Origin of the sequence: Mycobacterium sp. MAC_080597_8934, assembly GCF_000523975.1 — a bacterium.
Lineage (GTDB): Bacteria > Actinomycetota > Actinomycetes > Mycobacteriales > Mycobacteriaceae > Mycobacterium > Mycobacterium avium.
In genome coordinates, this window is the sequence record NZ_JAOS01000006.1 from 62,333 (window position 1) to 75,013 (window position 12,681).

11 protein-coding genes are annotated in these 12,681 nt (G+C 68.1%); 3 read left to right on the forward strand and 8 right to left on the reverse strand.

Going from position 1 to position 12,681, the window contains the following annotated elements; all coding sequences use genetic code 11:
• Window position 1: 1 nt before the first annotated feature.
• Window positions 2–1,048 carry an acyl-CoA dehydrogenase family protein gene (locus NF20_RS05510; protein ID WP_003873159.1) on the forward strand — a complete coding sequence of 349 codons (1,047 nt, stop codon included), beginning with the start codon at window positions 2–4 and terminating at the stop codon, window positions 1,046–1,048.
• Complete coding sequence (locus tag NF20_RS05515) at window positions 1,049–2,242, forward strand: acyl-CoA dehydrogenase family protein (protein ID WP_011724240.1); 1,194 nt, start codon at window positions 1,049–1,051, stop codon at window positions 2,240–2,242. It begins immediately after the preceding gene.
• Window positions 2,243–2,358: 116 nt separating this feature from the next.
• Here the strand turns inward: NF20_RS05515 and NF20_RS05520 are convergent, their stop codons facing one another.
• The 8 genes from NF20_RS05520 to NF20_RS05555 all read right to left on the reverse strand — a co-directional run bounded on the left by NF20_RS05520 (window position 2,359) and on the right by NF20_RS05555 (window position 10,940).
• Window positions 2,359–3,504, reverse strand: coding sequence for a thiolase family protein (locus NF20_RS05520; protein ID WP_009975800.1), 1,146 nt, complete (start codon window positions 3,502–3,504; stop codon window positions 2,359–2,361).
• A 54-nt stretch (window positions 3,505–3,558) separates the two neighbouring features.
• The gene (locus NF20_RS05525) at window positions 3,559–4,773 is read right to left on the reverse strand and encodes a CaiB/BaiF CoA transferase family protein (RefSeq protein ID WP_011724241.1); all 1,215 of its coding nucleotides are present in this window, start codon (window positions 4,771–4,773) and stop codon (window positions 3,559–3,561) included.
• A 22-nt stretch (window positions 4,774–4,795) separates the two neighbouring features.
• Window positions 4,796–5,998, reverse strand: coding sequence for a cytochrome P450 (locus NF20_RS05530; RefSeq protein ID WP_009975803.1), 1,203 nt, complete (start codon window positions 5,996–5,998; stop codon window positions 4,796–4,798).
• 128 nt (window positions 5,999–6,126) lie between these two features.
• Complete coding sequence (locus tag NF20_RS05535) at window positions 6,127–6,969, reverse strand: SDR family NAD(P)-dependent oxidoreductase (RefSeq protein WP_009975804.1); 843 nt, start codon at window positions 6,967–6,969, stop codon at window positions 6,127–6,129.
• 41 nt (window positions 6,970–7,010) lie between these two features.
• Entirely contained in the window at window positions 7,011–8,663 is a 1,653-nt protein-coding gene (locus NF20_RS05540; protein WP_011724243.1) for an acyl-CoA synthetase, read from the reverse strand.
• A gap of 8 nt (window positions 8,664–8,671) precedes the next feature.
• Complete coding sequence (locus NF20_RS05545) at window positions 8,672–9,304, reverse strand: PaaI family thioesterase (RefSeq protein ID WP_011724244.1); 633 nt, start codon at window positions 9,302–9,304, stop codon at window positions 8,672–8,674.
• The gene (locus NF20_RS05550; RefSeq protein ID WP_019732715.1) at window positions 9,301–9,930 is read right to left on the reverse strand and encodes a cysteine hydrolase; all 630 of its coding nucleotides are present in this window, start codon (window positions 9,928–9,930) and stop codon (window positions 9,301–9,303) included. The genes NF20_RS05545 and NF20_RS05550 overlap by 4 nt, the downstream gene beginning before the upstream one ends.
• Complete coding sequence (locus tag NF20_RS05555) at window positions 9,927–10,940, reverse strand: Rieske 2Fe-2S domain-containing protein (protein WP_011724245.1); 1,014 nt, start codon at window positions 10,938–10,940, stop codon at window positions 9,927–9,929. Before NF20_RS05555 ends, NF20_RS05550 begins: the two co-directional genes overlap by 4 nt.
• 116 nt (window positions 10,941–11,056) lie before the next feature.
• Here NF20_RS05555 and NF20_RS05560 point away from each other — a divergent pair, with 116 nt between their 5' ends.
• Complete coding sequence (locus tag NF20_RS05560; protein WP_011724246.1) at window positions 11,057–12,679, forward strand: flavin-containing monooxygenase; 1,623 nt, start codon at window positions 11,057–11,059, stop codon at window positions 12,677–12,679.
• The last annotated feature ends 2 nt before the right edge of the window (window positions 12,680–12,681 follow it).

Sequence of the window (12,681 nt, forward strand, 5' to 3'; positions counted from 1 at the left end):
TATGGACCGCTATGAACTGCGCAGGCTCGACTACAGCCTGACCGACGATCACCAGGCGTTGCAGGCGGCCTACCGCGATTTCTTCACGACGCACTGCCCGATCGAGACGGTACGCGCCGCGGAGGAGACCGGCTTCGACAAGAACCTGTGGGAGCGGTTGTGCGCCATGGGCGCAACGAGCATGGCCGTCCCGGAATCCGCCGGCGGCGACGGGGCGACGCTGGTCGACCTGACGTTGGTGGCCGAGGAGATCGGCAGGTCGCTGGCGCCGGTGCCGTGGATCGACCAGGTCTGCACCGCCCGGCTGCTGGCCCGGCTCGGTGCGGTGGAACCCGATGTCGTTCACGGCAAGCGGCTCGCGGGGTTCGATCCGCAGCACGACAGCCTGTCGGGGCCCCGGCTCATCCCGACCGGGTCGATCGCCGACGCGATCATCGTGCGCGACGGCGACGACGTCGTCGCGCTGAGCTTCGGCACCCGCCCCGCGAAGGTGGACAACATCGGCCGGCTGCCCATGGCCTGGGTGGATCCGGCGGCGGCCGACACCCGCACCGTGCTGGCCGGCGGATCGGATGCACTCGCGGAATATCAACGCGCACTTGACGAGTGGCGCGTGCTCACCGCCGCGGCGCTGGTCGGCCTGGTGGAGGAGACCATGACGATCGCGGCCGAGTTCGCCAAGACCCGCTACACGCTGGGGGTGCCGATCTCGACGCTGCAGGGCATCTCGCACCCGCTGGCCAACATCGCGATCACCGTGCAGGGCGGCCGCAACCTGGCCCGGCGCGCGGCCTGGTTCCTGGACAACGAGCCCGACGAGCGGCCGGAGCTGGCGCCCTCGGCGTTCGTGTTCATGGCCGAGGAAGCGGCGAAGGCGGCCACCATGGCGGTGCATGTGCAAGGCGGGCTTGGTGTTTCGGCGGAGGCGGCGGCGACGGCGTATCTGGTGCGGGCCCGCGGCTGGGCGCTGGCCGGCGGGGATCCCGGGGCCAGCGCGAAGTACATCGGCGAGCTCGTCGCCGCACGGGAAAGCGGAAAGGGCGCATAGGTGGACTTCTCACGTGTCACGCTGTCCGACGAGGACCAGCGATTCCTGGACGAGGCTCGCGAGTTCCTGCGCACCCATGTGACCGACGAGGTCAGGCGCCGGGACCGGGAAACCGGCGACAACTTCGACGAGGGCGTGCACCTGGCGTTGGGTGCGGCCGGCTATCTGGAACGCGAATGGAAGCCCGAGGCCGAGGGCGGTTTCAGCCGGGTGCAACGTCGCATCTGGGAGCTGGAGAAACGACGCGCCCACGTGCCCTGGGTGACCTGGGGGACCACCGCCATGGTGGCCCGCTCGGTGGCCAAGTTCGGGTCCGAGGAGTTACAGCGGGAAGTGCTGCCCGGCGTGTTCAGCGGGCACGTGCGGCTGTGCCTGGGCTATACCGAACCCGAGGGCGGATCCGATGTGGCCACCTGCAAGACCAGGGCGGTCCGGGACGGCAACGGCTGGATCATCAACGGCTCCAAGATGTTCACCACCGGGGCGCACAACTGCCAATACGTTTTCCTGATCACCAACACCGACCCCGATGCGCCGAAGCACAAGAGCCTGACCATGTTCCTGGTGCCGCTGGACTCGCCGGGCATCGACATCCAGGGCATCCGCACCGTCGACGGGGACCGCACCAACATCGTCTACTACAGCGACGTGCGGGTCGACGACAAGTATCGGCTGGGCGACGTGAACGCCGGCTGGACCGTGTTGCGCGAGCCGCTCAACGTCGAGCACGGGGCGGTGGCGGCGGCCCCGGACGGGCTGCAGGACGTGTCGATCATGATGCACCAGGCCGGGTTCATGGCCGACGCCCTGGACAAGGTCGCGGCCAAGGTCACGCTGCCAGACCCGCACGGGCGCAGGCTCATTGACGATTCGGCGATCGCGTATCGGTTGGGCCGCAACGCCGCGCGGATGGAGGCGGCGCTGAGCGCGCCCAGCATCTACGGACGCGTCGCCCTCGCCCAGACGATGCGCGACATCTCCCCGGACCTGATGGACATCCTGGGCACGGCGTCCGCGCTGCCGGTCGGCACCGACGGCGCGGCCGACGACGGCGCCTCCGAATACGTCTTCCGGTTCGCCCCGCTGGTCGGCATCTACGGCGGCACCCTCGAGGTGTTCCGCAACATGATCGCGCAGTACATGCTCGGCCTGGGCAAGCCGGCCTACGCGCCGGTGGCCCAGCGCGCCAGCTGACGGCGGGTGCCGGCGCGCCTCCTGCCGCGCCTCCTGCCGCGCCTCCTGCGCGCCGAACGTGCACTGGCCGCGAAATTCCGCGCACTTTTTCGCGCTGGGTGCACGCTCGGCGACGGTCAGGTGGTGAGGATGGTGGCCGCCGCGGTACCCGGGGCACCGTAGAGCTGAGCGAACCCGACGCGCGGCTCACCGGCCACCTGCCGATCGCCGGCTTCGCCACGCAATTGCCGCACCAGCTCGTGGATTTGGCGCAGGCCGGACGCGCCGATCGGTTCGCCGTTGGCGATCAGCCCGCCGTCGGTGTTGATCGGCATCGCGCCGGTGATCTCGGTGACTCCGTCGGCGAGCAGCTTCTCCTGCTCGCCGTCGGCGCAGAACCCGCACTCCGCCATGTGGATGATCTCCGCCCCGGCGTCGGTGTCCTGCAGCTGGATCACGTCGACGTCTTGCGGTGCCACACCGGCCTTTTCGAACGCGGCCCGCGCCGCGTACACGGTGGGCGCCACATCCTCGTCGACCGGGGCGAAGGTGGTGTTCACCTCGTAGGCGCCGTAGCGGCGGGTGCGCACCTCGACCGCGCGCAGATAGACGGGCTTGGCGCTGTACCGGTGCGCGATGTCGGCCCGGCACATCACCACCGCCGCCGCGCCCTCGTCGGGCGCGCAGAACATGTACTGGGTGAGCGGGTAGTTCAGCATCGGCGAGTTGAGGATCTCATCCTCCGGGATCGGCTTGCGCCGGAAGGCATTCGGGTTGCGGGCGCCGTTGCGGAAGTTCTTGGCCGCGACCTTGGCCAGGGTCCGCTGCGAGATGCCGTGCTGGTGCAGGTAGCGGTTGGCCTTCATGCCGAAGAACTGTGTGGTGAGGTACTGCCCATTCTCGGCATACCAGCGCGGCATCCCCACCAGGGCCGGGTCCTCGGTGAACGCACCCCGCGGGTGCTTGTCCAGGCCGATGGCGATGCCGATGTCGTAGTCACCGAGCCGGATTCCGTCGGCGCACGCCTTGGCGGCACTGGCCGCGGTCGCGCAGGCATTGAACACGTTGGTGAACGGAATGCCCGAAAGCCCCACCATGCCGACGATCGCGTCCGGGTTGGCCACCGTCCAGCTGCCCCCGGTGGCGGCCTGGATGTCCTTCCATTCGACACCCGCGTCGGCCACCGCGAGCTGGATGGCGTCGACGGCCATCTCCATCGCGGACTTGCCCTCGAAGCGGCCGAACGGGTGCAGGCCGACGCCGATGATGGCGACGTCATTCATTGGCGCCGCTCCTCCTCATCGCTTCGCTCTGCATCGTCGCGGCGCGACTCGCACTCACGCAATGGCTCCTGCATTCTTGAGCTCCTCGATGCGGTCCCAGTCCATCCCCAACTCCATCAGCACCAGCTCGGTGTGCTCACTGGCCTGGGGTGCCCTCGTCGTGGCGAGCGGCTCGTGATTGAACTGCACCGGACCGCGCACCACGCGGAAAGGCTTTCCGCCGCCGGCGAGTTCGACCTCCGCGATCATGTCGTTGGCAATGGCCTGCTCGTCGTCGATCAGGTCGAGCAGGCTCTGGAACGGTGCCCACTGGCCCTTCATCGTCTTCAGATGCTGGCGCCAATAGTCAAAGGGCTTGGCGGCGAACGCCTTTGCGATCAGCTCGGCGGCCGCGTCGGCGTTCTGGATCAGCGGCAGCACATCACAGAACCGGGGATCGTCGGCCGCCTCGGGGATGCCGAGGTGCTCGAACGTGTCGCGGATCAGCCCGGTCGGGCTGATGATGCACAGGTTGATGGTGCCGCCGTCGGAAGTCTCATAGTTGCCCATGAACGGATTCACCGACGGCGCCCCGGCACCCGGCATCGGGGTGCGCATCACTTCGCCGGTCTCCATGCCCTGCGTCACGCTGGCGCCCGCCGCCCACCATGCCGTGCTCAGCAGCGACACGTCGAGCTCGACGGCCTCGCCGGTGCGTTCACGGTGCAGCAACGCCGCCGAGATCCCGCCGGCGATGAACATGCCGCCGATGGAATCGCCGAATGCGGGAATGCCTTGTCCCAGTGCGCCGCCCAACTCCTCCGGCGTCAGCGCGTAGCCGATCCCGCTGCGCGTCCAGAACGCCGTCCCGTCGTAACCGCCGACGTCACGCTCGGCGCCCTTGTCCCCGTACGCCGAACCGCGGGCGTACACGATGTTCGGGTTGACCGCCCGGATGTGCTCCACGTCGAACTTGTGCTTGCGACGCTGCGCGGGCATGTAATTGGTGAGGAACACATCGGAAGTCTTGGCCAGTTCGTAGATCACCTCCTGGCCGCCCGGCGTGGACACGTCGACCCCGACGCTGCGCTTGCCCCGGTTGGGGTGCTCCATCAGCGGGTGACGCTCCGGATCAACCTGGATGCCACCCATGTTCACGAAGCCGCGCTGGGTGTCGCCGCGCACCGGGTGCTCGACCTTGATGACGTCGGCTCCCCAGTCCGCCAGGATCGCGCCGGCGGCCGGGACGAACGTGAACTGCGCAACCTCGAGGACCCGAAAGCCCTGCATTACCTTCACCATTCCCGGGACCCTACTTGGCGTCGAAGGTAACCGGAAGTGCCGTCGGAGACCGAAACGGCTGACCGTGGATGTGCGGGTCGTCGTCGCTGAGCAGGGTGACGTTGGTCAGCCGATTCAGCAGGCATTCCATCGCGACGCGCGTCTCCAGCCGCGCCAGATGCAGGCCCAGGCAGGTGTGCTCGCCGGCGGCGAAGGAGATGTGCGGCACGTGTTTACGGAAGATGTCGAATTCCTCGGAACGCTCCCAGCGCCGCTCGTCGCGGTTCGCCGAACCGATGCACACGCCGATCACCGAACGCGCCGGAATCCGCACGCCTTGCAGTTCGGTGTCTTCGGTGGTGAACCGCTGCACGGTGGTCAGCGGCGTCTCGAAGCGCAACCCCTCCTCGATCGCCGGCGCCAGCAGCTCGCGATCGGCCTGCAGCGCGGCGAACTGGTCCGGGTGGGTCAGCAGCAGATACAGCAGGTTTCCCGACGACCGGTAGGTGGTTTCCAGCCCGGCCGGCAACAGCAGCCGCAGGAACGAGTAGATGGCCTCGTCGCTGAGCTTTTCGCCGTCGATCTCCGCGGTGACCAGGTCGCCGATAATGTCCTCGGTGGGCTGGGACTTACGTTGTTCGATCTGCTCGAGGAAGTAGTCCTTGAGCGCCGCCGACGCCTCGAAGGCCCGTTCGTAGTCGACGTGGTAGCTGATCAACTGCACCGCGCGGGTGTGGAACATCGGCAGGTCTTCATCGGGCAGCCCGAGCAGCCGGGCGATCACCCGGGTGGGGAACTCGAAGGTGAATTGCCTTACCAGGTCGGCGGTTCCGGCATCGATGAACTCGTCGATCAGCGCGTTGCAGATCGGGCGCACGATGGTGGGCTCCCACCGGGCCAGCGCCTTGGACTTGAACGCCGCAGACACCAGGTTGCGGTGGTCCCGGTGCTTCTTGCCCTCCATCGCCAGGATCGTCGGCCCCATGAACAGCCCGATGGTCTTGTCGTACGGCTTGGAACTGAACACCCGGCCGTCGCGGAACACGGTGTTGACCGCGTCGAAGGACACCGCGGAGTATTCCTGCTTGGGCATCAGGGACTCCGGCGTCTTGGAGTAGTCCATCACCGTGCCGGCGAACACGCCGGCCTCGCGGCGTTTGCGGGCGAAGAACGGGTAGGGGTCACGCAGGCTGACGGTCTCGCCTCCGGCGGCGGTGGGAACGTTGGTCGTCACCTGATCTCCAGCATCTTGATCTCAGCACGATCGAACACTTCTTCGTAAGATCATACTGTAATTATTACAGTAGACAATATGGCGGGGCCATGCCCCGATCGCCACCGGCTGCGGCGCCGCAGGTGTGGTCAGCGTCCGGAGTGGGCCGCGCGGGAGTCGGTCAACCGCGCGGCACGCGCCAGCAGGCCCGCATAAGCCACGCCGAGCAGCCGGGGCAGCGCCGCCATCGCCCGTCCGTCGGCCCCGATCAGGATCCGGGCCCGGTTCTTCTCGGCGCCGCGCAGGATGAGCCGGGCGGCCCTGGCGGGGGTGGTGAGCGCCGCCCGGTCGAAGAGCTGGGCGGCCAGGTCGGGATCCTCGGTGTCCGAGGTGCGCATGTTGGCGCCGAAGTTGGTACGCACGACTCCGGGGTGCACGCAGTGCACCGTCACCGGATGGCGTTCGATGATCATCTCCTGGCGCAGGGCCTCCGTGAAACCGCGCACCGCGAACTTCGACGTGCTGTAGGCCCCTTGGTAGGGGACCGCGATGAGACCGAAGGCGCTGGACAGGTTGACCAACCGCGACGGCCGCCGGTCGGAGCCGGCTTCGATGAGTTGCGGCAGAAAGGCTTTGGTCCCGTTGACCACACCGCCGACGTTGATGCCCATCAGCCAGTCGAAGTCCTCCCAGGACATGTCGGCCACGCTGGCGAACAGGTCGACGCCGGCGTTGTTGAACACCATCGAGGCGGGTCCGTGCTTGCGGCGCACCTCATCGGCGAAGCCCAGCACCGCATCCCGGTCCGCCACGTCGATGCGATACGGCGTGACCTGTCCGGGCCCGCACGACGCCTGGGTTTCGGCCAGGCCGTTGTCGTCGATGTCGGACGCCGCGACATGCGCGCCGCCCGCGGTGAGCGCCTGCGTCAGCGCCCGGCCGATGCCCGAGCCGGCGCCTGTGACCACCACGACCCGCCCTTGGTACTTCATCGGTGTGCTCCTAGCCTAAAAGCGCTCGGCCCCAGCGGGTTTCATCCGTCCACCGCCTGCTCGCGCGCCCACCGGTAATCGGCCTTGCCCGACGGGCTGCGCTCGATCACCGGACGGAACACGATCGCCTTGGGAAGCTTGTAGCGCGCCAGCGAATTCGATGCGTGGGCGATCAATTCTCCGGCGTCGACGGCGGCGCCGTCGGACAGCGCGACCACCGCGACGACTTCCTGGCCCCACCGTTCACTCGGCCGTCCGGCCACCACCACGTCGGCCACCGCGGGATGCGACGCGATGGCCGTCTCGACCTCCTCGACGAAAATCTTCTCGCCGCCGGAATTGATGCACACGGAGTCGCGGCCCAGCAGCTCGATATGGCCGTCGGCGTGGTGGCGTGCCCGGTCGCCCGGCACCGCGTAGCGCACCCCGTCGATGACCGGAAAGGTCTTGGCGGTCTTGGCGGCATCGCCCTTGTACCCGAGCGGGACATAGCCGCGCTGGGCCAACCAGCCCATCCCCTCGTGCCCGGGCGGCAGGATCGCCGACAGGTCCTCGGCCGCCACGAAGGTGTCCGGGCCGGCGTTGAAGGTGCCGGTCGCCACCGCCCCGGGCGTCGACATGTGGTGCATCTGCGCCCCGGTCTCCGACGACCCGACGCCGTCGACGACCACCGCGTTCGGCAGTACCTCGATCAAGCGCTGCTTGACGAACGGGGTCAGCAACGCGCCGCCGTTGGCCACCACGGCCAGCGACGACACGTCGGCGATCCCCTTCTCGATGGCCGCGACCAACGGGCGCGCCATCGCGTCACCCACCACCGTCACCACCATGACCTTTTCCCGCTCGATGGTGCGCACCACGTCCTCGGCGTCCAAATGGTCGACGACAGTGGGGAAGACGACCGTCTGGCCGGTCGTGATCGCCGTCATCACGCTCCACTGGGCCGCGCCGTGGATCAGCGGCGGCAGGATCATCAGCTTGGTTCCCGGCCCCGACGCGGCGCGCTGCACGATCTCGTCGATCGACGACGAGGGCTCGCCGGTCATCAGGTTGCGCCCCCCGAAGGACGTCATGAAGATGTCGTGCTGACGCCACAACACGCCCTTGGGCATTCCCGTGGTGCCGCCGGTGTACAGCACGTACAGGTCGTCCGGACAGTGCCGCACCGGCGGTGGCTCCGCGGACACCGACGCCAGCGCGTCCTCGTAATCCACTGCGCCGTCGAGTAATTCGTTGCCCGACTCGTCGGCGATCTGGATGAGCACCCGAAGCCGCGGCAGGTCGGGCAGGATCTCGGCCACCCGGGGCGCGAACGCCGCGTGGTAGATCAGCGCGGTCGCCTCGGAGTCCGCGAGCAGGTAGTGCAGTTCGCTTTTGACGTAGCGGAAGTTGACGTTGAACGGGGCGACGCGCGCCGCGAAGGCGCCCAGCAGCGCTTCGACGAATTCGTTCCCGTTGTACGCGTAGAGGCCGAGCAGGTCCTGGCCCACCTCGTGGCCGGCCAGCGCCTCGCGCTCGGTGTGGCATCCCAGACCCTGGGAGTGCAGATACGCGGCGAGCCGGTTCGACCGTTCGATCACCTGCCGGTAGCTGTAGCGACGGTCGCCCTGGATGATCAGCTCGCGGTCGGGAATCGCGGCCGCGACGGCCTTCGCGACCGCCGGTACCGTGAATGCTGTTGTGGTGTCGGACATTTTGCCTCTCACGGCTGGTGGGGTAGCAGGCGGACCATCAGGCCGGTGGCCTCACTGAGCAGCGTGCCGTCGGCCGCCGTCATGCTAGCGGAGATGAAGATCTTGCGGCCGTCGACGTCGGTGATGCGGCCGTGCGCCGTCAGCGGCGCGTCGATCGGGGTGACGTTGCGGTAATCCACGTGTAGGAAGGCGGTGCGCGTGGGTGGACAGTTCGCGCCGGACACCACCATGCCGAACAGCCAGTCGTAGTAGAGCGGGATCATGCCGCCGTGCACGGCGTTGTTGCCGCCCACGTGCGATCGGGTGAAATGCCCCTGCATGGTGACGCCGTGCGCGCCGGAGTCGACGACGGTCCACGGCGGCAGCAGCGGGTGGCCGAGGCCGGGCAGTTCGATGACCCGCCCGGCCGGCGACACGCCTTCGGGAACCTGGTGGCCGTCCAGCACCGCGCAGGCGTCCTCGACGTGCCGGGCGGCGACGGTCCACAGCGGATCCGCCGGGTTGGTGGCGACGGTCAGGTCCTGCAGCCGGCGCAGCGCGGCGACCAGCCGGCCCAGACCCGGCGGCGCCGACTCGGCGGGCTTGATCTCGGGGAATCCGCCGGCAGACCCGTCCAGCGTGCCGGGTGCGGTGTCGGTCATGGCCGGCTCCAGGCGCGCAGCAGCTCGTCGGTGGTGGTGATGGTGGCCAGCAGCGACAACGTGTTCGCGATGACCGCCTCGCCGTACTCGGCGGGGACGCCGGCGACGGCGTCGCGCGGGACGACGACGCGGTAGGCGGCGTTGACCGCATCCATGACGACGTTGGGAATCGCGATGTTCAACGAGACGCCGACCACCACCAGGGTGGACACGCCCAGGTTGCGCAACACCGCGTCGAGGTCGGTACCGCCCATCGGGCCCACGCCATGCCACCGGCTCAGCACCAAATCGCTTGGCGCGGAGCCTAATTCGGGCAACAGCGTGGCCCCCGGGGTGCCGGGGGAGATGTCCACCCGGCCTTGCCCGGAGCGGCGACCCAGCGCGAAGATCTTGGCGTTGTGATTGGAGCCCAGTCCGTCCGGGCGCCGCTGCACCAGGCAGTGCACGATTCGCACACCGGCTGCGCGGGCCGGCGGCAACAGCCGCACGATGTTCGGCAGCGCGACCCGGCGGGCTTCCGCGGCCAGCGCGCCCAGGCCGGCGTCGGGACCGACGACCGCGCCCTGGACTTCTTGCGTGATGACGGCGGTGTGCGCCGGCGCCACCAGCTCTGCCAGGTCCGTCATGCCGGTGACGACGTTCCGGCCGGCGGCAACTCATAGAATTGGGTGGCCCATTTGCGCAGTGCCATATAGCCTTTGGCGTCGACCTTGGACAGCGGCGGGTGCTCGACGTATTTCTGGTAGCGCCAGATCTGCAGATCGTCGAAGACGGTGGACAGGAACTGCTTTTCGATGACCTCGCGCAGCTTGCCCTCGGGCACGTCGGCGGTGTCGCCGGGGAGGCGGGGCCACCAGATCGAATAGAACAGGTCCGAGCACTCGTCGTCGACCGGTGTGCAGGTGAAGATCAGCCGATGGTTCTGCGCGCCTTCGAAGACGCTGATCGCCCCGCCCAGGCCGAACAGGTGGCTGTGGAAGCGCAGCGCGAGGGCCTCGGGGTCGTCGCTGTTGGCATCGGGCCAGCCGGCGACGAACTGCCATTCCTGCTCGACGATCTTCCAGTCCAGCACCCGCGGCGTCACCGTGGCGTGGTGCACGTACTCGAAATGGGCGCTGTCGGGCGCGTTTTCGGCCACGATCTGCGGATGCACCGGCTCACGCTCGGCGCGCCGGGAAAACTCGGGGTAGGCCCGGTAGTAGGCCGCCGGGTCGGTCTCGAATTGCGGGAACTTACCGAAGATGTCCGGCATCTCCCACTGCGGCTCCTTGCCGTGCGGCTGGTGCCAGACGAACACGCAGTCGTACTGCTCGCGCACCGGGTACACCTTCAGCCGCAACCCGCGGTTGGGCCGATCGGGTTGGTAGGGGATGTAGCGGTTGGTGCCGTCGGGCCCCCAGCGCCAGCCGTGGAAGGGGCACTGCACGCAGTCGCCGACCACCGTGCCACCGTGCCCGAGATGGGCGCCCAGGTGTTTGCAGTGCGCCTCCAAGATGTGCAGTTCGCCGGACTCGTCGCGGTAGGCCACCAGGTCCTCGCCGAAATAGTGCAACGGGCGCACCTCTCCGATGGGGAACTCCGGTGACCAGCCGACCATGAACCAGCCGGTGACCTTCCAGGTGAAGGGGACTTTCACGCCAGCGCCTCCGATACGTTGATACTAAGTCCATTACAGTATAGATTTCAGCAGTCCGGCCGTCGCGCGGCAAGGAGTGACATGACGACAGCGGCTGACCAGCCAGGGCGGTGAGGATGACCGAAGCCGACACCCCGTTCGACGTACTCGTCATCGGCGCGGGATTCTCCGGGCTGTACATGCTGCACCGGCTGCGCCAACTCGGCATCCCCGCCCGGGTGCTGGAGATGGCCGAAAACGTCGGTGGCACCTGGCTTTTCAACCGCTATCCGGGCGCACGGTGCGACATCGAGAGCATCGAATACTCCTACAGCTTCTCCGAGGAGATCCAGCAGGAGTGGGTGTGGACGGAGTCGATGCCGGCGCAGCCCGAGATCTTGGCCTACCTCAACTACGTCGCCGACCGGCTCGACCTGCGCCGCGACATCCAATTCGGCGCCGAGGTCGTCGCGATGACCTTCGACGAAGACGCCGCGAGGTGGTCGGTGCGCACCCGGTCCGGCGACACCTTCCGCGTTCCGTTCGTGGTCGCCGCCTCCGGCATCCTGTCCGTGCCGCTGCAGCCCGACATCCCCGGGATGGACACCTTCGCCGGGACGTCGCTGTTCACCAGCCGCTGGCCGGCCGCGGGCGTCGACCTGACCGGCAAGCGCGTCGGCGTCATCGGCACCGGCTCGACCGGTGTCCAGCTCATCCCCGTGGTTGCCCGAGAAGCGTTGCACCTCTCGGTGTTTCAGCGTTCACCCGCATACACCCTGCCCTGGCGGGTGCACCGATTCCAACCCGGCGAGCTGGACGAGATGAAGGCGCGCTACGGCGAAATCCGCGCCGCTCAACGCGCCCACCCGATCGGCGCGGCCCGGCTGAGCGCCTTTTCCGTCCTGCTGGAAATGCTCGGGCGGCCGCCGCTGAAATCGGCCACCCGCGAAGAACAACTGCGCGCCATCGAGGAGCACGGCGTCCTGGGGGCGTTGAACTGGGGTGACGTCTTCTTCGACATCGAAGCCAACCGGATGGCCGCCGAACTGTACGGCGAGGCGGTCGCGCGGATCGTCAAAGACCCCGAGACCGCGGCGTCGTTGGTGCCGGTGCATCCCTTCGCCTGCAAGCGGCCGATCATCGACCAGGGCTACTACGAGACCTTCAATCGCGACAACGTCACCCTCGTCGACCTGCGCAAGGCGCCGATCCGGGAGGTCACCCCGGCCGGCATTCGCACCGACGACCGATTCCACGAGCTCGACGTCATCGTCTACGCCACCGGCTTCGACGCCATGACCGGTGCGCTCAGCCGGATCGACATCCGGGGCCGCGGCGGCATCGGGCTGGCCGAGTTCTGGGCCACCCAGGGGCCGCTGTCGTATCTGGGCCTGGCGGTCGCCGGCTTTCCGAACCTGTTCACCGTCCAGGGCCCGGGCAGCCCCAGTGCCGCCACCAACTTCGTCGCCGCCCTCGAACAGCACGTGGAATGGATCGGCGACTGCATCGCATACCTGCGCGCCAACCACATTCGCACCATCGAGGCGCTGAGCACCGCCCAGCAGGAGTGGATCGAGCACACCACCGCGCTCGTCGCGCCCACGGTTCTGGTCCACCCGTCGTGCAACTCCTGGTACAACGGTGGCAACGTGCCCGGCAAGAAACGGATGTACATGGGCTATACCGGCGGGATCCCCGAATACCGGCGCAGGTGCGACGAAATCGCGGCCGGCGGCTACACCGGTTTCAAGCTGGCTTAGTT

Excerpts from the sequence above, each read along its gene's own strand:
- NF20_RS05510 (WP_003873159.1), top strand. The coding sequence starts at position 2 with ATGGACCGCTATGAACTGCGCAGGCTCGACTACAGCCTGACCGACGAT.
- NF20_RS05520 (WP_009975800.1), bottom strand. The coding sequence starts at position 3,504 with ATGAATGACGTCGCCATCATCGGCGTCGGCCTGCACCCGTTCGGCCGC.
- NF20_RS05525 (WP_011724241.1), bottom strand. The coding sequence starts at position 4,773 with ATGCAGGGCTTTCGGGTCCTCGAGGTTGCGCAGTTCACGTTCGTCCCG.
- NF20_RS05535 (WP_009975804.1), bottom strand. The coding sequence starts at position 6,969 with ATGAAGTACCAAGGGCGGGTCGTGGTGGTCACAGGCGCCGGCTCGGGC.
- NF20_RS05540 (WP_011724243.1), bottom strand. The coding sequence starts at position 8,663 with ATGTCCGACACCACAACAGCATTCACGGTACCGGCGGTCGCGAAGGCC.
- NF20_RS05545 (WP_011724244.1), bottom strand. The coding sequence starts at position 9,304 with ATGACCGACACCGCACCCGGCACGCTGGACGGGTCTGCCGGCGGATTC.
- NF20_RS05550 (WP_019732715.1), bottom strand. The coding sequence starts at position 9,930 with ATGACGGACCTGGCAGAGCTGGTGGCGCCGGCGCACACCGCCGTCATC.
- NF20_RS05560 (WP_011724246.1), top strand. The coding sequence starts at position 11,057 with ATGACCGAAGCCGACACCCCGTTCGACGTACTCGTCATCGGCGCGGGA.